This is a genomic window from Acutalibacter sp. 1XD8-36, from assembly GCF_009917525.1.
Taxonomy (GTDB): domain Bacteria; phylum Bacillota; class Clostridia; order Oscillospirales; family Acutalibacteraceae; genus Acutalibacter.
Window position 1 is genome coordinate 43,150 of the sequence record NZ_QZDU01000008.1, and the last position, 17,737, is coordinate 60,886.

Annotated in this window: 16 protein-coding genes; 1 reads left to right on the plus strand and 15 read right to left on the minus strand. The window is 56.0% G+C overall.

Annotated elements, in window-relative coordinates; translation table 11 throughout:
* Positions 1–76 precede the first annotated feature (76 nt).
* Complete coding sequence (locus D5270_RS12320; protein ID WP_166544392.1) at positions 77–496, minus strand: DUF3788 domain-containing protein; 420 nt, start codon at positions 494–496, stop codon at positions 77–79.
* Between the two features lie 152 nt (positions 497–648).
* Between D5270_RS12320 and D5270_RS12325 the strand changes: the two genes are divergently transcribed.
* Positions 649–2,340 (plus strand): M3 family oligoendopeptidase, encoded by a 1,692-nt coding sequence (locus D5270_RS12325; RefSeq protein WP_166544393.1) that lies wholly within the window; start codon positions 649–651, stop codon positions 2,338–2,340.
* A gap of 78 nt (positions 2,341–2,418) precedes the next feature.
* Here the strand turns inward: D5270_RS12325 and D5270_RS12330 are convergent, their stop codons facing one another.
* The 14 genes from D5270_RS12330 to carB form a co-directional block, all read right to left on the minus strand.
* Entirely contained in the window at positions 2,419–3,000 is a 582-nt protein-coding gene (locus D5270_RS12330; protein ID WP_166544394.1) for a Uma2 family endonuclease, read from the minus strand.
* Positions 3,001–3,044: 44 nt separating this feature from the next.
* A complete protein-coding gene (gene glpK, locus D5270_RS12335; protein ID WP_166544395.1) occupies positions 3,045–4,538 on the minus strand; it encodes a glycerol kinase GlpK in 1,494 nt (497 codons plus the stop codon).
* A 71-nt stretch (positions 4,539–4,609) separates the two neighbouring features.
* Positions 4,610–5,278, minus strand: coding sequence for a Type 1 glutamine amidotransferase-like domain-containing protein (locus D5270_RS12340; protein ID WP_166544396.1), 669 nt, complete (start codon positions 5,276–5,278; stop codon positions 4,610–4,612).
* A 5-nt stretch (positions 5,279–5,283) separates the two neighbouring features.
* Positions 5,284–6,048, minus strand: a complete 765-nt coding sequence (locus D5270_RS12345; protein WP_166544397.1) for a sugar phosphate isomerase/epimerase family protein — start codon at positions 6,046–6,048, stop codon at positions 5,284–5,286.
* Positions 6,049–6,060: 12 nt separating this feature from the next.
* Positions 6,061–6,450 (minus strand): cytidine deaminase family protein, encoded by a 390-nt coding sequence (locus tag D5270_RS12350; RefSeq protein ID WP_166544398.1) that lies wholly within the window; start codon positions 6,448–6,450, stop codon positions 6,061–6,063.
* Between the two features lie 4 nt (positions 6,451–6,454).
* Positions 6,455–7,630 (minus strand): LL-diaminopimelate aminotransferase, encoded by a 1,176-nt coding sequence (locus D5270_RS12355; protein ID WP_166544399.1) that lies wholly within the window; start codon positions 7,628–7,630, stop codon positions 6,455–6,457.
* Positions 7,631–7,649: 19 nt separating this feature from the next.
* Positions 7,650–8,324 carry a DNA alkylation repair protein gene (locus D5270_RS12360; protein WP_166544400.1) on the minus strand — a complete coding sequence of 225 codons (675 nt, stop codon included), beginning with the start codon at positions 8,322–8,324 and terminating at the stop codon, positions 7,650–7,652.
* Positions 8,321–8,857 (minus strand): GrpB family protein, encoded by a 537-nt coding sequence (locus D5270_RS12365; RefSeq protein WP_166544401.1) that lies wholly within the window; start codon positions 8,855–8,857, stop codon positions 8,321–8,323. The genes D5270_RS12360 and D5270_RS12365 overlap by 4 nt, the downstream gene beginning before the upstream one ends.
* Positions 8,858–8,919: 62 nt before the next feature.
* Complete coding sequence (locus D5270_RS12370; protein WP_161473304.1) at positions 8,920–10,533, minus strand: CTP synthase; 1,614 nt, start codon at positions 10,531–10,533, stop codon at positions 8,920–8,922.
* Between the two features lie 37 nt (positions 10,534–10,570).
* Positions 10,571–11,476, minus strand: a complete 906-nt coding sequence (gene dapF / locus D5270_RS12375; protein WP_161473303.1) for a diaminopimelate epimerase — start codon at positions 11,474–11,476, stop codon at positions 10,571–10,573.
* Positions 11,477–11,504: 28 nt separating this feature from the next.
* The gene (locus tag D5270_RS12380) at positions 11,505–11,975 is read right to left on the minus strand and encodes an LURP-one-related/scramblase family protein (RefSeq protein WP_166544402.1); all 471 of its coding nucleotides are present in this window, start codon (positions 11,973–11,975) and stop codon (positions 11,505–11,507) included.
* Positions 11,976–11,984: 9 nt separating this feature from the next.
* Complete coding sequence (locus D5270_RS12385) at positions 11,985–12,992, minus strand: hypothetical protein (protein ID WP_166544403.1); 1,008 nt, start codon at positions 12,990–12,992, stop codon at positions 11,985–11,987.
* Between the two features lie 12 nt (positions 12,993–13,004).
* Entirely contained in the window at positions 13,005–13,466 is a 462-nt protein-coding gene (locus tag D5270_RS12390; protein ID WP_166544404.1) for a hypothetical protein, read from the minus strand.
* 69 nt (positions 13,467–13,535) lie between these two features.
* Positions 13,536–17,636, minus strand: a complete 4,101-nt coding sequence (carB, locus tag D5270_RS12395; RefSeq protein WP_166544405.1) for a carbamoyl-phosphate synthase large subunit — start codon at positions 17,634–17,636, stop codon at positions 13,536–13,538.
* Positions 17,637–17,737 lie beyond the last annotated feature (101 nt).

Consider the following 17,737-nt stretch of genomic DNA (forward strand, 5'->3'; position numbering starts at 1 on the left):
AAGATTCTCTGAACTGGCCGTGAATTTTATTTAGCTTTTATTTTAACTTTCTGGTTTTGCAAAATAGCGAGGGCTGCTAGCTGTTCCTGCGTATCTCCAGCAGCCGTAAAGTATCCCTGTACAGCTGCCCCCTGTTCTCCAGGTCTATCATCAGCCACCTCTGGCCGTTTCCCTCCCGGGTCCTGTTATAGATGTCCTGGAGCTCAGCTGAGCACTCCGGCAGTATCCCCTCTACCGGCGCCTTTTGCTTTGGGCCGACAACTACCATAACAGTAAAATAGGTTTCTCTCGGATATATCGTGCATAGGGTCCTCCCCGCTTTCTTAAACTTCACGTTCCAGCCCGGCTCCATGCTGCATGAGCTGTACTCTATTTTCCCGGCGTAGCTATATGTCTCCTTTATCTCCCCGCAAAATTGCATAAAAGCCGGGCTGCCGGTGTATTCGCCTATTTCCTCCAAAGTCGGACATATATTCTTGTTCTGCAGCTCTATCATATCAATAGCCTCCCTTGAATAGTATTCTTGCGGGATATAGCACCCCTCTATACAAAATCATTTTGCTGTTTTATTACGGCTCTCCCCTTGACCCCTGGTCCTTTTTGATGTAGAATTGCCATAGGTACACAAAATATGAAAGGAGCCAATTTATGAAATTTTCTGAAATGCCCTATTCCAGGCCAGATATGGACGCCCTGTTTTCCCGGCTGGACCAGCTGACCTCCCAACTGGAGGCCGCTTCAAGCGCACAGGCGCAGCTGGAGCTGTTTAAGGAGAAGGACCAGCTTATGTCCCACTTCAGCACCCTTTCCAGTATCTGCTCCATACGCAACACTGTTGACACCCGGGACAAGTTCTATGAGGACGAGCAGGCCTATCTTGACGAGCAGTATCCCCTTATCTCCGAGAAGCTGCAGGCCTTTAACAAGGTTTTAGTCGCCTCCCCCTTCCGGGCTCAGCTGGAAAATGAGCTTGGGGCGCTGCTGTTCACAAATATCGAGCTGGAGCTGAAATCCTTCACTCCCGAGATTGTACCCCTGATGCAGGAGGAGAACAGGCTCACCACCGAGTATCAGAAGCTCTACGCCAGCGCCCGTATTGACTTTATGGGAAAGACCGTCACTATCGCCCAGCTGGGGCCCTATAAGCAGGACCCGGACAGGTCCGTGCGAAAGGCCGCTATTGAGGCCGAGGGCAGCTTCTTTGACCAGAATCAGGAGGCCCTCGACGAGCTCTATGATAAGCTGGTGAAGAACCGCACCGAGCAGGCTAAGAAGCTTGGCTTTGATAACTATGTGCCCTTGGGCTTTATACGCATGGGCCGCAACTGCTATACCCCGGAGGATTTGGACAGCTTCCGCAAGCAGGTGGTGCGGGACCTGGTGCCGCTGACGGTCAAGGTAAAGTCACGGCAGGCAAAGCGTCTCGGTATAGACGACTTCAAGTTCTATGATAATGTGTTCATGTTCAAAGACGGCTCCGCAAAGCCCCAGGGCACTTCTGAGGAGATAATGGCTGCCGGCAGGAAGATGTACCATGAGCTTTCAAAAGAGACCGGCGAGTTCATCGACCTTATGCTGGAGAACGAGCTGTTTGACGTGCTCGCAAAGGAGGGCAAGGCCCCCGGCGGGTACTGCACCAGCCTGCCCGACTATAAATACCCCTTTATCTTCTCAAACTTCAACGGCACCTCCGGGGACGTGGATGTGCTCACCCACGAGGCGGGCCACGCCTTCGCCAATTTCATTGCCGACAGAACCATCCCTGTTCCCGACAGCCGCTGGCCCAGCATGGAGGGCTGCGAGACCCACTCCATGAGCATGGAATTCCTCACAGCACCCTGGCATAACCTGTTCTTTGGGGATATGACCGACAAGTATGAGCTCTCCCACGCTGAGGACGCCCTTAGCTTCATCCCCTACGGCTGCCTTGTGGACCACTTCCAGTATGAGGTATACAGCCATCCTGAGATGACCCCCCAGGAGCGCAACGAGACCTGGGCGCGCCTTGACAGAATGTACCGCCCGTATCTGGACTTCGATGGCCTGCCCTTCTACGGCCGCGGCGCCGGCTGGCAGCGGCAGATGCACATATACCAGAGCCCCTTCTACTATATCGACTACTGCCTGGCACAGGTCATGAGCCTGCAGTTCTTCGCCCTCTCTCTGAAGGACAGGAACGAGGCCTGGAGAAAGTATATGGACTTTGTCAGGCTGGGCGGCACAAAGACCTTTATCGACCTGGCACACTCGGTGGATATGCGCTCGCCCATCGACGAGGGGTGCGTAAAGGACGTATGCACCGCCGCATTTGAGTGGACTGAAAAGCACCTTGTAGAGTAAATTCCCATCCTGATATTACTATAAAAACATCGCCGCCGGATTAAGCTCTGGCGGCGGTGTTTTTAGTAAACGCACCTATTATTCCACGCGCTCGAATACGTCTTCAATATGGATGTCCAGGTCGTCAAAAAGGCTGCACTTAAAGCTCATTGGGATGGCGGCGCGCTGGGCGGGGGTCAGTTTGTTGAGCTCGAAGTCACGATAAAGGGCATATACATTTTCCAATTCAAACTTGCCCTCTTTTAGTAAATATATCTCTATTGACCTGTCCCCCGGGCTTACAAGCCAGTATTCCCTGACTCCGCATTGTTCATACACCTGCCGCTTATAGCCGCGGTCTCTGCCGGCGGTGCTCGGGGACAGTACCTCAACCACCAGGTCTGCAGCACCGTGTACACCGTCTCCTCTGACCTTGTCCGGGTCACAGACTATCATACAGTCGGGCTGAAAGCAGTCTTTCTCCGTAAGGTGCAGGTCTACTCCGTCAATAAAAGCCTCACACTTTTTGCCTCTCAGATAATTGCCAAACATCCGTGAGATATTTTGGGATATTCTGGAATGGCCAACGCTTGGGCCTGGGGCCATAGCTACTGTCACGCCGTCAATAAGTTCTTCTCTCCATTTAAAATCTCTGTACTCGTACTCCGCCGGGTTTTCCATTACACCACCCCTCCTTACCTATATTTTAGTCTTGTATCCAAAGTTTATTCCGCCCATCCCCTGCTGCGCTCCACCGCCCTATGCCACCGTGCCAAATTCTGCTCGCGGAGCTCCGTTGTGCAGTCGGGGGTAAAGGTCTGGTCCTCGCGCCAGAGGGCGCGAAGGGCGTCCTGGCTCTCCCACAGGCCTACGGCGAGGCCGGCCATCATGGCGGAGCCAAGGGCAGTGGTCTCCAGGCAGGCGGGGCGCTTAACATGCCTGTTGGAGATATCCGCCTGGTACTGCATGAGGAAGCGGCTGCGGGAGGCGCCGCCGTCTACGCGCAGCTCCGAAAGGCTTACGCCGGCCTCCTGCTCCATAGCGTGTATCAGGTCGTAGCTCTCTAGAGCAATGCTCTCCAGCACGGCCCGGCACACATGGGCCCGCTGGGTACCCCGGGTAATGCCCAAGAGTGCGCCCCTGGCGTACATGTCCCAATAGGGCGCTCCCAGGCCCGTGAAGGCCGGGACAAAGCTCACGCCTCCGGTGTCCTCAACTGTCTCAGCCAGCCGGTCGGCCTCCTGGGGGGTCTCAATCATCTTCAGCTCGTCCCGGAGCCACTGGATGGCCGAGCCCGCGTTAAATGCGCTGCCCTCCAGGGCGTACACCGTCCTGCCGTTCAGCTTCCAGGCCACGGTCGTGAGCAGGCCTTTTGAATGTACCGGCTCCTCCCCGGTGTTCATCAGCACGAAGCAGCCGGTGCCATAGGTGTTCTTTGCCATGCCCTTGTCAAAGCAGCACTGTCCAAAGAGCGCCGCGTGCTGGTCCCCGGCCATGCCCGCTATGGGTATCTCGCGGCCAAGGAGCGTCTTGCTGCACACGCCTATCTCTCCCCCGCACTCCACTATCCTTGGAAGGGCACTTTCGGGGATTCCCAGCTCCTTTAGCATTGTGCTGTCCCAACAGTGCTTATTTATATCCATAAGCATTGTGCGGGAGGCATTTGAGATGTCGGTCACAAAGGAGCTGCCCTCGGTGAGGGAAAAGACCAGCCAGCTGTCGATGGTGCCAAGGCACAGGCGGCCCTTGTCTGCCAGCTCCCTTGCGGCGGGGACATTGTCTAATATCCACTTCATCTTGGTTCCGGAGAAGTACGGGTCGATAAGCAGGCCGGTGGTGTCCTTTATGTATTCACCCATCCCCAGGGCTGTCAGGCGCTCACAGTCGGGGGCGGTGCGCCTGCACTGCCAGACTATGGCGTTGCAGACGGGGATTCCAGTATGCCTGTCCCAGGCCACGGTGGTCTCCCGCTGGTTGGTGATACCTATTGCCGCCACGTCCCCGGCTGTGATACCTGCCTTTTGAACAGCCGCGCGGGCAACGTAGATAGCCGTCTGGAGTATCTTTACCGCGTCGTGCTCCACGTAGCCGGGCCGGGGGTATATCTGGGGGAACTCCTGCTGGGCCACAGACGCAATGCCGCCCAAAGCGTCAAAAAGTATGGCGCGGGTGCTGGTGGTGCCCTGGTCGATAGCCAGGATGTATTTGCCGAGGGTCATATTATCACCGACTTTCTGAATTTTTTAGTTCTCTGTTTAAGAGCTCTGTGCTGCTGGCTGGAACTGGGATTTTATTCCTCATTCTGTGTTATAATTGCACCGTTTTCAAAAAGGAAATAAGGTCTGTTTCCGATGACCTCCAAATTCTCACCATTTATAAAAAGCGTTACTTCTTCCGGCAAGGCCACAACCCGCCTGTGCTTTGAAACCTCCAGCAGATATTGTCTGGCTTTTTCATCTTCTTCAGCGGTCCGATTTGTATAGTGACATAAAATCGATGTTCCGTCTAATAGGTCAAATCCATTTATATCACTTAAATTCACTTCATTTGCGTCGTCAAGTTTACAAGCTTCCAAATCCTTCCCGAAGATTATTGCCCCTGCGCTTCCGCCAAAAACAACCCCTTCACTATTCAGGTACTCCTTTATTTTTTCAAAAGCTCCGCTTGCTTTTAACTCATGCAGCAATTTAAACGTATTGCCTCCGCCAATGAATATTACCCCAAAATCGTTCATGTTTTTAGCTGCCAGTTCATCCGCGCTGTTTACCATCTCGATATAAGGGATATCAACATTTTTTAATTCGCCTTTTATCCATTCAAAGCAGTCGGCATACATCGTACGCTCCATTGCCAACGGCACATACAGGCAAGGCTTTGAGTGGTCAATTACCTCATTCAATCTTTTATTTGCCTCAACCGTTTGAATACCTGCACCGCCGCCGCACAAAAAGACCTTCATAAAATTCACCGGCTTCCTATATTTTTTAGTTTTACCGCTCTCTCATAAGCCAGCCTGAGAAACTCCTTAATGTCCATATCCTCATATCCCCAGTTCATGGGCTCAAGGGAGATTGAGCCGCTATAGCCCGCCTCCCCTATCTCCCCCATTACCCGGGTCCAGTCTATATCCCCATCAAATGGTAGCTGGTGTTGGCCTCTCCCGCCGCCGTTATCGTGCAGGTGCAGGGCCATGAGCCTCTTGCCATACATCCGAAGCAAATCGGGAGCCTCCGGGTCGTTGGCAAAGTGGCAGCTATCATAGCAGAGGCCAAGGCTCGGGAAGCTGTCCAGCGCCTTACAAAGGTTTCGGGTATTGAAGATATTCTCCATTGCCAGCTTCACTCCCAGCTCCCCAGCAAGGTCCACGAGGCGTTCCAGCCGCTCCATGCCAAGGTGGTTCAGCGGGAACTCATCGTTCGGCAGGTGTATCACAAGAGCCGGCGCCTGATACTCCGCACAGTCCCTCACGCACTGGGAGTATAGCTCAAAGAGGCTCTCCCCCGCCTGGTTATTAAGGGACAAATCGTTCTGCCACTGCACCGGCGCGTGGAAATTCTCCACCACGAGCCCCGCGTTCCGGGCACGCTCCGGGTCCTCCCGGTATCCAGGCCCCCGCCCGAAGCCGTCGCTCCACCAGAGCATCACACCGTCAAAGCCCGCCGCTTTTATGAGCCTGTAGCGCTCCTGCCAGTCTATGGCGTACCCGAAGGCGTTGTATATGCTAGTCATATCCCCCACTCCTTATATCCACCATTCAGGGGTAAGCTCCCCGAGGGTCACGACTCTATGGTTCTCGTAATCCATTAGTATCTCGATATTTTTGTAGCCCTCCGGCATGAGCTGCACCATCAGCTCCCGGCAAGCGCCGCAGGGGGGCCCTGACTTTCCGTCGGGCATGATGGCAAGGACCCGCTTTATCTCCTGCTCGCCGCAGGTTATCATGTTGAAAATAGCGTTGCGCTCAGCGCAGATACCGAGGGTAGAGCAGGTGTCTATGCAGACACCTGTATATATCCTGCCGGAGCCTGAGAGTATGGCGGCTGCTACCCCGCCTGCCTCCACGTACTCCGATATCCTTCTGTCATTCTGTACGGCTCTCGCCGCCTCGAACATTTTTGCCCATATCTCCATGGCTTTACCCCTTCTTTATCCGCTCCATAGCCTCCCGGGTCTTATCCGCGTCCCCGAAGGCCGACAGCCTCATGCACCCCGCGCCGTTCTTCCCGAAGCCCTCACCGGGGGTGCCCACAATCTGCTTCTCGTTTAAGAGGTAGTCAAAATACTCCCAGCCGCCCATATTATCCGGGCACTTGAACCAGACATAGGGGGAGTTCTCGCCGCCGGTGAACCAGTAGCCCAGCTCCTTTAGAGCTGCCACCATCACCTGGGCGTTGCGCTTATAGTAGGCCACAGCGTCCCGGGTCTGCTTTATGCCCTCGGGGGTAAAGACGGCCTCGGCAGCCCGCTGGGTGATATAGTTCACGCCGTTGAACTTGCTCCCCTGCCGGCGCTGCCAGAGGGCTGAGACGCTTACGCCGTCAAAGGCAAGCTCCTTCTTTATCACTGTATAGCCGCAGCGCATACCTGTGAAGCCTGCTGTCTTAGAGAGGGAGCAGAACTCAATGGCACACTTCCCGGCACCGGGTATCTCGAAAATGCTCCTGGGCAGTCCGGGAGAGACAAAGCTCTCATAGGCAGAGTCGAAAAGTATCACTGCCTTCTGGTCCAAGGCATAGTCAACCCAGGCTTTAAGCTGCTCCCTATTGTATACTGCCCCTGTGGGGTTATTGGGGGAGCAGATATAGATTATATCCGCAGGCTGGCTGGCATCGGGCATGGGCAGGAAGCCGTTGTCCATATTGGCGTCGGCATAAACTATCTTCCTGCCGGACATGATGTTGGTGTCAACATACACCGGGTATACCGGGTCTGGGACCAGGACGGTGTTTGAATTGTCGAAGATGTCAACTATATTGCCCACGTCGGACTTGGCGCCGTCACCCACAAAAACCTCACCGGCCTCAACATCTACACCGAGGCTCTGATAGTAGCCCGCTATGGCCTCCCGCAGGAATGGGTAGCCGTTGCTGTCCGGGGAGTAGCCGCGGAAGGTAGCTTTATCCGCCATCTCGTCCGCAGCCCTGTGCATGGCCTCTATCACCACCGGGGCCAGGGGCAGGGTCACGTCGCCAATGCCCATTCTGATAAGCTCGTTGTCCGGGTGTTTTTCGGTGAACTCATTGACCTTCTTTGCGATGGTCACAAAAAGGTAGCTCTGCTCAAGGTTCTTGAAGTTGGAATTCAGTTTCATTGGTATCAATCCTCTCTTGTTATAATGCCATCAATCGGGCCCGTGTGTCCCTGTCAAATTTTTCCAGGGCGTATCTGAAAGCGACCCTTGGCATATCGTGACAGTGTTCGGTAAGGTATCTCTCCACCCCGGCGCTGTCAAACTGGGACAGGCACTTCAGCATCCAGCCGTATCCCTTCTGCACCAGGTCGTGGGGGTCTGTGAGCAGTCGGTCCACTATGGCGTAGGGTTCAAGCCCCGCATAGTCATTCCTCATAACGGAGGGTATCAGCACCACCGCAGAGGCCCTTCGCATCCAGAAATTGCCTTCCGCCGTCCACTCCAGGATATCGGGAAAAAGTTCCTTATGCTGCCGTAGCATCTCCCCGAAGGCGTGGGTACAGAAGTCGTCGCAGTCCCCCCAGCCCCGCACGTACTCCTTAAGCCAGCGGTAAAATACCAGATACACATCCGCCGTATACTGGTCCTTCACACGGTACGCCCAGTTAAAGGCAACAACTCCCGCTGCCCAGTCCCGCAGCTCAAGGAGCTCCCCACAGAGGTTCAGTAAACTGTCTATGTCCTTCACGCCGGCCTGCCTATAGAGCTTACCGGAGAGCCTCCGAATGTCCCCGGTAACTATATGCTTTCCCTCTGGCACGGCCCGGGAAAGCTTCTCAAGCTCCTCAGCAGCGAGCCGCACTATCTCATTCATCTCTTCCCCCTATTTTTTGCGTACTCCCTGGCCTTGGCCAGCGTCCTCTCCATATAGTCGTGCTTTCCGTCCGTATAGGCCGTCTGCACGTTATTGCACTCCTTCACCAGCCTGATTTTCAGTTCCTCATACTCTTTGGCCTTCTCCGGGAAGGCGTTCATATAGTCCCGCAGGTCAACGTAGTTGTGCCACTGTAAACTGTCATAGGGCAGGATATGCACCTGATGTGTGCGTATCTTGTCATCAGTCTCCAGCACATAGAGCAGGTTGCTGGAAAATCGGTTATAGCTCTCCTGGAAGCCCCGCTCAAGAATCCTGTCAATGGGCAGGCCCTCCATATTCAGCACACCTACGGCAATGTCTATTATGGGCTTTGCCTGTATGCCCTCTATAGCCGTGCTGCCGATGTGCTGGATGTCCTCGGCCCTGTCGCCAAAGACCTCCCACAGTACGTTGATGGTCTCCCGGGCCTGGCGGGGCCAGTCAGGGTCGTGGGGACTAATGGATACTGTGCCGCGCTTTAGTCCTGTCATTATTTGTACCTCCTGCTATAGTTTGATAAATCGTAAGAGTATAGCAGAAGTTTTCCAGCTTGTCAAGCCTTTTCCCCGGCGTACTCCGCCGCCGCGCCTACAAAGCCACTAAACAGCGGATGCGGCCTATTGGGCCTGGACTTGAACTCAGGGTGGAACTGCCCCGCCACAAAGAAGCGCTTCTCCGGCAGCTCTACGGACTCCACCAGCCGGCCGTCCGGGGAGGTGCCGCTTATGGTCATACCGTTTTGCTCCACGGCCTCGCGGAAGTCGTTATTGAACTCGTAGCGGTGGCGGTGGCGCTCGTTTATAAGTTCCTCTCCGTAGCACTCCGACATTTTTGTGCCGGGGACAATCTTGCAGGGATAGCTGCCAAGGCGCAGGGTGCCGCCCTTATTTATATCGGCGTTCTGGTCCGGCATGAAGTCTATTACCTTATTCAGGCCGTATTCGTCGAACTCTCCTGAGTTGGCGTCTGAAATCCCGCAGACGTTCCGGCAGAACTCAATAACGGCTACCTGCATACCAAGGCAGATACCAAGGTACGGGATGTCCCGCTCCCTTGCAAACTTGGCTGCCAGCACCATGCCTTCAATGCCCCGGCTGCCGAAGCCTCCGGGAATAATTATGCCGTGGCAGTCGCCCAGGCGGGTGGAGATATTCTCCTCGTCCAGGGTCTCGGAATCCACCCAGTCTATATCCACCTTGGCGCTGTGCCCGTAGCCCGCGTGGGCCAGGGCCTCCATCACAGAGAGATACGCGTCGTGGAGCTTCACATACTTGCCCACAAGGGCTATGCGCACGGTGCGCTTGCGGCTGCGTATTTTCTCCACCATCCCCAACCACTCGGACATATCCGGCTCAGGGGTCGTGAGGTTCAGCTCCCGGCATACTATGTCGGAGAACTTGCTCTTTTCCAGCATTATCGGGGCTTCATAAAGTACAGGTATTGTCAGGTTTTCGATAACGCAGTCTTTGCGCACATTGCAGAACATGGCTATTTTCTCGAAGATACTGTGGTCGTCAATGGGCACATCCGTGCGCAGGACTATGATATTCGGCTTTATGCCCATGCCCTGCAGCTCCTTCACAGAGTGCTGGGTGGGCTTGCTCTTATGCTCGCCGGAGCCCTTCAGATAGGGCACTAAAGTCACGTGGATAAACAGGGAGTTCTCAGGCCCCACCTCCTGGCTTACCTGGCGTATGGCCTCCAAAAATGGCTGGCTCTCGATATCCCCCGCAGTACCGCCTATCTCGGTTATGACTATATCGGCGTTGTTCTTGCTGCCGACGCTGTAGATAAAGCTCTTTATTTCCGAGGTAATATGTGGTATCACCTGGATTGTTTCTCCAAGGTACTCCCCCCGGCGCTCCTTATTGAGCACGTTCCAGTAGACCTTGCCGGTGGTGAGGTTTGAGAACTTGTTCAGGTCCTCGTCGATAAACCGCTCGTAGTGGCCCAAATCAAGGTCTGTCTCCAAGCCGTCCTCGGTGACGTATACTTCGCCGTGCTGGTATGGGCTCATGGTGCCCGGGTCCACGTTGATATACGGGTCCAGCTTCTGGGCGGCTACCTTCAGGCCTCTGGACTTCAGCAGGCGGCCAAGGGAGGCTGCTGTTATGCCCTTGCCAAGGCCTGAGACTACGCCGCCGGTTACGAAAATGTACTTTGCCATATTTTTTCATCCTTTCGTTTTTGGGCGGTGTACTTCGTCACCGCTTTAGACCTTGGGACTCTGTCCCAAGCCCTGCCACCTTTGAAAAGGTGGACGAAACTTTTACTTCTCCTGAGAAGACCTTTACTGCCTCGCCGGTCATGAGGACGCGCTCCGGGGTATAGTTTATTACAAGGTCTCCCCCGCGGAGCCTTACGGTTATGTCCTCGCCCGTCCTGCAGTATCCGTTAAGGCAGGCTGCCACCGCCGCCGCGCAGGCCCCGGTGCCGCAGGCCATGGTCTCGCCGCTGCCCCGCTCCCAGACCCGCATCTTGAGCGTACGGCTGTCCAGCACCTCTATGAACTCGGTGTTCACCCCATTGGGGAATATTTTATCTTTCTCAAACCTTGGGCCGATGGCTTCAAGGTCCAGCTCCATAGGGTCGCCGCCGAATATTACGCAGTGTGGGTTGCCCATGGACACGCAGGTTACCTGGTACTCCCCGCCGGCTACGGCTATCTTCCGGTCCACTACGCTCTCCCCGGGCAGGCTGACAGGTATGCGCTCCGGCACAAGCTCTGCCCTGCCCATGTCCACCGTGACAGCGGCGGCCTCGCCGCCCTTCTCTATTATATCACAGTATTTCACGCCGCTCAATGTGTCTATCTCCAAATGCTTCTTCCGGCACAGCCCAGTGTCGTACAGGAACTTTGCCACGCACCGTATGCCGTTGCCGCACATCATGGCCTCGCTGCCGTCGGCGTTGAAAATGCGCATTTTTCCGTCCGCAGTCTCCGAGGGGCAGACCAATATGATACCGTCTCCCCCAACGCCCTTATGCCGGTCGGAAAGGAGTATACTCAGCCCCTCCGGGTCTGCGATAGTCTGGTTAAAGCAGTCAAAGTATATATAATCGTTCCCGCAGCCGTGCATTTTCACAAACCGCAAGGTCTCCTTGCTCATGGAAATCGCCTCCAATTTTTCCTTCCCCTCAGTCTCTCGAGCATTTCTCCGCGTCTATGGCAAGCACGAACATCAGCGCGTAGAGCCCGTCATCCGGGCTCATAACGTCGATGATATAGGTGTCCGTCCAGTTCCATATCTCCTTGCTTATCACTGCCAGCCTGTCCCCCATGGGACCAAGGATAGTATAGTCCCACTCGGTCCAGTTGCCGTCAATATGCCAGCCGTTAAAATCGATATTGTACTTGGGCTTAAAGACGGTGAACTCCTTGCTGATTGAGCCTATGTACTGCTCACCTAAGTATATCTCAAACTTAGGCATCCAGGTGAGCACCTTCTCCTTCACCGTGCCCACCTCAAAGCCCTGGGGGTCGAATATCTTCAGACAGTGCCCCCAGCTGAGCTGGCCCTGGACAGTGTAGGCCACGCTGCCGTCCTCATAGTATATGTCGTAGCTGTCAAGCCACGAGAAAAGTCTTTGCTTGAAAAGTAGCTTCATTTTGTCTCCTTAGTACCTCGGTACCTCAATGACCTCTACTGTACCGTCTTCTTTGCGATGATAAACCTTACTGGAGGTGGAGCTCTCCGCCTCACTGCTCAAATCACTGTCCCCGCTTTTTTTGCCCTCCGGCACAGTCACCTTCACGAACCACTCCCCCTCACGCTCCCAGAAGCTGTCAAGGGCATGGGCGGGCAGCTGGGCCCAGAAACCGTAGCCCGCCTCATTCTTCCAGCGCAGGCGCACCTGCAGGGGCCGTCCGTCGGCGGCGGTGTGCACGGTGGATATCTCATAGCCCTCGTGGCCCTCCACTGGCTCCCAGCCGGGGAATTTGAAGTCCTCCACGGCCTGCCGGTCCTCAGGGAATGGCGTAGGCTCCGGGGTTGGGATGGGTTTGCCATCGGCGCCAACATGGAGGCCTAGCATCTCCCGGTAACCCGGCTGTTCCTCGCCCCTGCCTGTTAGCCCCTCGGGAGGCAGCCACCAGCTTGGAGTGACCCATTTTCCTTCAGGCAGCGGCTCATAGGTCGCCGCTAGCTCCCAGCCCCGGACCATGTACCCATAGCTGGGCCAGTCCCATTCCCGGGCCCAGAGCCTCAGCTCCTCCTCTGTAAGCCCCGCCAGGGCCGCCAGCTCGCTGTCCTCCTGACGGCTGCTGAACATGAAGCGGAATATACCCTCATAGCACGCTCCGTCGGCAAATACATCCTCGCCGTAGAGCTCGGTTACGGCCTGGTCGTTTATCCACCAGAGCTCGCTACCGCTAAGGTCAATCCCGCTCTCCACCAAGTCCAGCTCGTCCTGCAGATTCTCCAGCAAGCTCTTGCTCCCGGAGTAGGCCGCAAAGGAATTGACCCCCTCGCCCCAGCCCTCTATGGTCTCAGGCTCGTAGGCCTCCACGGCCTCACCGGCCATTCCGGCCCCCTGCGCCTCCGGCTCTCCGTCCACCGGCAGGCAGCCAGAAAGCGTGGCCACAATAAGGACCGCAAGGGCAAAAAACACAGTTATCTTCTTCATGACCCCACCCCCCTATTCTATCGTAAACTCAAAGGTTCCCAGGTCCTCGTGGCAAATGCGGTACTCTCCGCTTCGCCAGAGGGCGCAGGCCGGTACGGCAAATTCCCGCTCACATTCCCCCGGCCCGATACACCGGGCCACTAATGTCCACTGTCTTGGAATCCAGGGGCGGTACACCGTGTGCCAGGCCCCGTTGTAAAGATAGTCGAGACTCGAATATCCGGGCTCCGGGTTCCAGAGTTCCTCCTCAAGGTCGAGCTTCACCTTCAATACTCTCCAGTCGAGATACGACTCTTGGTCCGGCTCCTGGTCCAGGTGCATATCCTCCATGGAGACAAGCTCCATGACGATGCCCTCGACTGCCGCCGGCTCCTCCGCGTCCTCCCACAACGGAAAGGGGCTATCCGCCAGGTCTGCCGCCTGACACGCGCTCAGGCTCAGCGCCAATAATAAGATGGCTGTCAGTTTCTTCATAATTCTCGCTCCTTTTTAGAATAGTATAGTTGTTCCTACTATCCAAGTCGCAAAAAATCACGAAATATTTTAAACTTCTACCTCGCCGTCAAAAATTTTCACAGCCCCGCCGGTCATGAGCACCCGCTGGTCGGTGTAGTTTATTTTCAGCTCGCCGCCCTTGAGTATCACCCGGATATCCCTGCCCTTGGGACAGAGGCCGTTTAGTGTGGCAGCTACCACTGCCGCACAGGTGCCGGTGCCGCAGGCCATGGTCTCGCCGCTACCCCGCTCCCATATGCGGGCCTTTAGGGTGCGGCTGTCTATTACCTCCACAAATCCCACGTTCACCCTTTCAGGGAACAAGGGGTCCCGCTCTATGAGAGCGCCCAGCCTTTCCACGTCCACCTTATCCACCGAGGGCACGAACACCGTCACATGGGGGTTGCCCATGGAGCAGCAGGTTATCTCCATCTGCTCCCCTGCAAGCTCCACCCTGCGGCCTATTACCGGCCCGCCGGTGAGCTTTACCGGGACCTTTTCTGGCTCCAGCTGCACCTGGCCCATATCCGCAGCCACCTGGTGGCATACTCCGTTTTTGGTTATCACAGTGCACTCCTTCACGCCGCTCCTGGTCTCAATGCTCAGCACCCAACGGCCCACGCCTGCGGGAGTGCCCCGGGCTATGCTGTTGTCGAAAAGGTACTTCGCCACACAGCGCACGCCGTTGCCACACATCCATCCCTCGCTGCCGTCACGGTTGAACATAGTCATTTTGGCGTCGGCCACGTCCGAGGGGCCTATCAGTATGACGCCGTCGCCGCCCACGCCATTGTGGCGGTCGGAAAGGCTCACCGCCAGGGACTCGGGGGAGGCCACGCGGTTTGTGGGGTCAAAGCAGTTCACGTAGATATAGTCGTTGGAGCAGGCTGACATCTTCGTGAATTTAATGCGCTGCTTCTCCTCTTTAAGGTCGTTGATATCCACTATCTCCGTGTTCTCCGGGGTATAGCGGCTCATAAGGGAGTCGGCCAGGGCATTCGCCGTGTCGATAGCCGTCAGGCAGGGTATACCCAGCAGGCTTGCCTTGCGGCGGATTTTCACACTGTCCCTGGCGGGGTTCCTGCCCTTTGCAGAGGTGGATATAACATAGTTCACCTGTCCGCTCTCCAGGAGGGTGATGGTGTTATGGCCTGAGTTCTCGTGTATTTTATCCACCACGGTCACGTTCAGGCCGGCCTTAAAGAGCACCAGCGCCGTGCCGCCGGTGGCGTAGAGCTTAAAGCCCAGACGGTCCAGCTTCTTTGCTATCTCAGCAATCTCCGACTTGTCCTGGTCACGCACGGTAATAAACACACCGCCGCCCTTGCGCATATTGTGCCCCGACGCCACAAGGCCCTTGTACAGGGCTTCCTCAAGGCTCGTGCCTATGCCAAGCACCTCACCGGTGGACTTCATCTCAGGTCCCAGATGTGTGTCCACGTCCGCAAGCTTCTCAAAGGAGAATACCGGCACCTTCACCGCTACATAGGGGGACGGCTTATAAAGCCCTGTGCCGAAGCCCAGGTCCCGGAGCTTATACCCAAGGCTCACCTTTGTAGCCAGGTCGCACATAGGCACGCCGGTGACCTTGCTGATATACGGCACCGTCCGGGAGGCCCGTGGGTTCACCTCTATGACGTATATCTCGCCGTCCATAATAATATACTGAAGGTTTATAAGCCCAATGCCGCGGAGCTCCCGGCAGAGGGTCTCAGTAGTTGAGACTATTTTCTGGCTCATGCCGTCGTCAATATCAGAGGCCGGGTACACGGCGATACTGTCGCCGGAATGTATGCCGGTGCGCTCCACGTGCTCCATAATGCCGGGAATCAGTATCTCCTCTCCGTCGCATATGGCGTCAACCTCTATCTCCATGCCGGAAAGGTACTTGTCAATAAGCACCGGGTTGTCCTGCTTTGTGGACAGGATAATGCTCATATACTCCTCAATGTCCTCCGCACAGGTGGCGATTATCATATTCTGCCCGCCCAGCACGTAAGAGGGGCGCATGAGCACGGGATAGCCCAGCTGCTCCGCGGCGCTCAGGGCTTCCTCTGCGGTCATGACTGTGGAGCCCTTCGGACGCTTTATGCCCGAGCGCTCCAGCAGCTCGTCAAAGCGCTCACGGTCCTCGGCCATGTCTATGGTGTCGGCGGAGGAGCCAAGGATTGGTATATTGTTGGCAGCCAGGGTCTTTGTAAGCTTAATTGCCGTCTGCCCGCCGAAGGCCACTACAACGCCTATGGGCTTCTCGATATTTATAATGTCCATCACGTCTTCCGGCGAAAGGGGCTCAAAGTACAGCCTGTCGCCGGTGTCGAAGTCGGTGGAGACAGTCTCAGGGTTGTTGTTTACAATTACCACCTGGTACCCAAGCTTCTGCAGGGCCATTACACAGTGGACGCTTGCATAGTCGAACTCAATGCCCTGGCCTATGCGTATGGGTCCGGAGCCCAGCACCATGACCGTCTTCCGGCATTCGCCTTGGGAAGCCGCTCCCTTTTCCCTGATAAACTCAGCGGCCTCATCCTCCCCGCCGCTTTCGGGGGTGTCGTAGGTGGCGTAGAAATATGGGGTATGGGCGGCGAACTCGCCAGCGCAGGTATCCACCATCTTGAAGGTAGTCTGGCGCTCATAGTCCACCTTACAGCCGGAGAGCCTTGCTATAGCCGCGTCCGGATAGCCCAGCCGCTTGCCCTTGGTGTACAGCTCCTCTGTGAGGGCCCCATTCACAAGCTCCCCCTCGTAGTCCAGAAGGTTTACAAGCTTTGAGAGGAACCACGAGTCTATCATGGTAAGCTCATGGAGCTCGTCAACAGTCCGGCCGCGCTTTAAGAGCTCGTATACTGCGAACAGCCTCTCGTCGGTGGCGCGCCCGGCTATTTGCAGAAGGACCTCCTCTGTCTCATCTGCAAACTTCGGCAGGTTCAGGGTGTCAAGGCCTATCTCCGCACCCCGCACCGCCTTCATCAGGGCCATCTCAAAGCTGTCGGCAATGCTCATAACCTCGCCGGTGGCCTTCATCTGGGTGCCCAAATCCCGCTTGGCATAGACAAACTTGTCAAAGGGCCACTTGGGGAATTTCACCGCAACATAGTCTATCGTGGGCTCAAATGCCGCGTAGGTCACGCCGGTGACAGCGTTCTTTATTTCGTCCAGCCTATAGCCTATGGCTATCTTGGTGGCGACCTTTGCTATCGGGTAGCCGGTGGCCTTGGAAGCCAGGGCCGAGGAGCGGCTAACCCTTGGGTTTACCTCTATAACAGCATACTCAAAGCTCTCCGGGTGCAGGGCAAACTGGCAGTTGCAGCCGCCCTCAACGCCCAGCTCGTTTACTATGTCCAAGGCGGCGGTGCGCAGCATCTGGTACTCTTTATCTGCAAGGGTGACAGTGGGGGCTATGACTATGGAATCGCCGGTATGCACTCCCACCGGGTCCAGGTTTTCCATGGAGCAGATGGTGATGGCGTTGCCGTCACCGTCCCGCATGACCTCGAACTCTATCTCCTTCCACCCGGCAATGCTCTTTTCCACAAGCACCTGGGTTATAGGCGAGAGCGCCAGGCCGTTGGAGGTTATCTCCCTAAGCTCCCCGGGGCCGTTCACTATGCCGCCGCCTGTGCCGCCAAGGGTAAAGGCCGGGCGGATTATCACAGGGTAGCCTATCTCCCCGGCAAAGGCCTCCGCGTCCTCAACAGTGGTGACCACCTTTGAGGGCACGCAGGGCTGGCCTATACGCTCCATGGCGTCCTTGAACAGCTGGCGGTCCTCGGCCTTGTCTATGGTCTCGGGGCCTGCTCCCAGGAGCCGCACGTTGTGCTTCTTTAAGAACCCCTCCTTTGCAAGCTGCATGGAGAGGGTAAGGCCGGTCTGCCCGCCGAAGCCGGAGAGGATGCTGTCCGGCTTTTCCTTCTCGATGATTCGCTTCACAGTGGTGAGGTTCAGGGGCTCAATATAGATTCGGTCCGCCATGGCCCGGTCGGTCATGATGGTAGCCGGGTTTGAGTTCACCAGCACTATCTCAATGCCGTCCTCACGAAGGGCCCGGCAGGCCTGTGTCCCTGCGTAGTCGAACTCCGCGGCCTGGCCTATAACTATTGGGCCGGAGCCTATTACCAATACCTTTTTTATATCCTTATTCAGTGGCATATTTATCCTCCCTTTTATTCAGGTCGTCTATAACCTCCGGCGTGCCGCACTCCGCGTACCGGTCCTTCCCGCTGAGCCGCACGCCGGTAAGTCTTCCCTGC

What these genes read in the sequence shown, in the direction of transcription:
- D5270_RS12355 (WP_166544399.1), bottom strand. Translation starts at nt 7,630, where the DNA reads ATGAAACTGAATTCCAACTTCAAGAACCTTGAGCAGAGCTACCTTTTT.
- D5270_RS12330 (WP_166544394.1), bottom strand. Translation starts at nt 3,000, where the DNA reads ATGGAAAACCCGGCGGAGTACGAGTACAGAGATTTTAAATGGAGAGAA.
- D5270_RS12320 (WP_166544392.1), bottom strand. Translation starts at nt 496, where the DNA reads ATGATAGAGCTGCAGAACAAGAATATATGTCCGACTTTGGAGGAAATA.
- dapF (WP_161473303.1), bottom strand. Translation starts at nt 11,476, where the DNA reads ATGAGCAAGGAGACCTTGCGGTTTGTGAAAATGCACGGCTGCGGGAAC.
- D5270_RS12340 (WP_166544396.1), bottom strand. Translation starts at nt 5,278, where the DNA reads ATGAAGGTCTTTTTGTGCGGCGGCGGTGCAGGTATTCAAACGGTTGAG.
- D5270_RS12380 (WP_166544402.1), bottom strand. Translation starts at nt 11,975, where the DNA reads ATGAAGCTACTTTTCAAGCAAAGACTTTTCTCGTGGCTTGACAGCTAC.
- carB (WP_166544405.1), bottom strand. Translation starts at nt 17,636, where the DNA reads ATGCCACTGAATAAGGATATAAAAAAGGTATTGGTAATAGGCTCCGGC.
- D5270_RS12350 (WP_166544398.1), bottom strand. Translation starts at nt 6,450, where the DNA reads ATGGAGATATGGGCAAAAATGTTCGAGGCGGCGAGAGCCGTACAGAAT.
- D5270_RS12390 (WP_166544404.1), bottom strand. Translation starts at nt 13,466, where the DNA reads ATGAAGAAACTGACAGCCATCTTATTATTGGCGCTGAGCCTGAGCGCG.
- D5270_RS12360 (WP_166544400.1), bottom strand. Translation starts at nt 8,324, where the DNA reads ATGAATGAGATAGTGCGGCTCGCTGCTGAGGAGCTTGAGAAGCTTTCC.
- D5270_RS12370 (WP_161473304.1), bottom strand. Translation starts at nt 10,533, where the DNA reads ATGGCAAAGTACATTTTCGTAACCGGCGGCGTAGTCTCAGGCCTTGGC.
- D5270_RS12325 (WP_166544393.1), top strand. Translation starts at nt 649, where the DNA reads ATGAAATTTTCTGAAATGCCCTATTCCAGGCCAGATATGGACGCCCTG.
- D5270_RS12345 (WP_166544397.1), bottom strand. Translation starts at nt 6,048, where the DNA reads ATGACTAGCATATACAACGCCTTCGGGTACGCCATAGACTGGCAGGAG.
- D5270_RS12365 (WP_166544401.1), bottom strand. Translation starts at nt 8,857, where the DNA reads ATGACAGGACTAAAGCGCGGCACAGTATCCATTAGTCCCCACGACCCT.
- glpK (WP_166544395.1), bottom strand. Translation starts at nt 4,538, where the DNA reads ATGACCCTCGGCAAATACATCCTGGCTATCGACCAGGGCACCACCAGC.
- D5270_RS12385 (WP_166544403.1), bottom strand. Translation starts at nt 12,992, where the DNA reads ATGAAGAAGATAACTGTGTTTTTTGCCCTTGCGGTCCTTATTGTGGCC.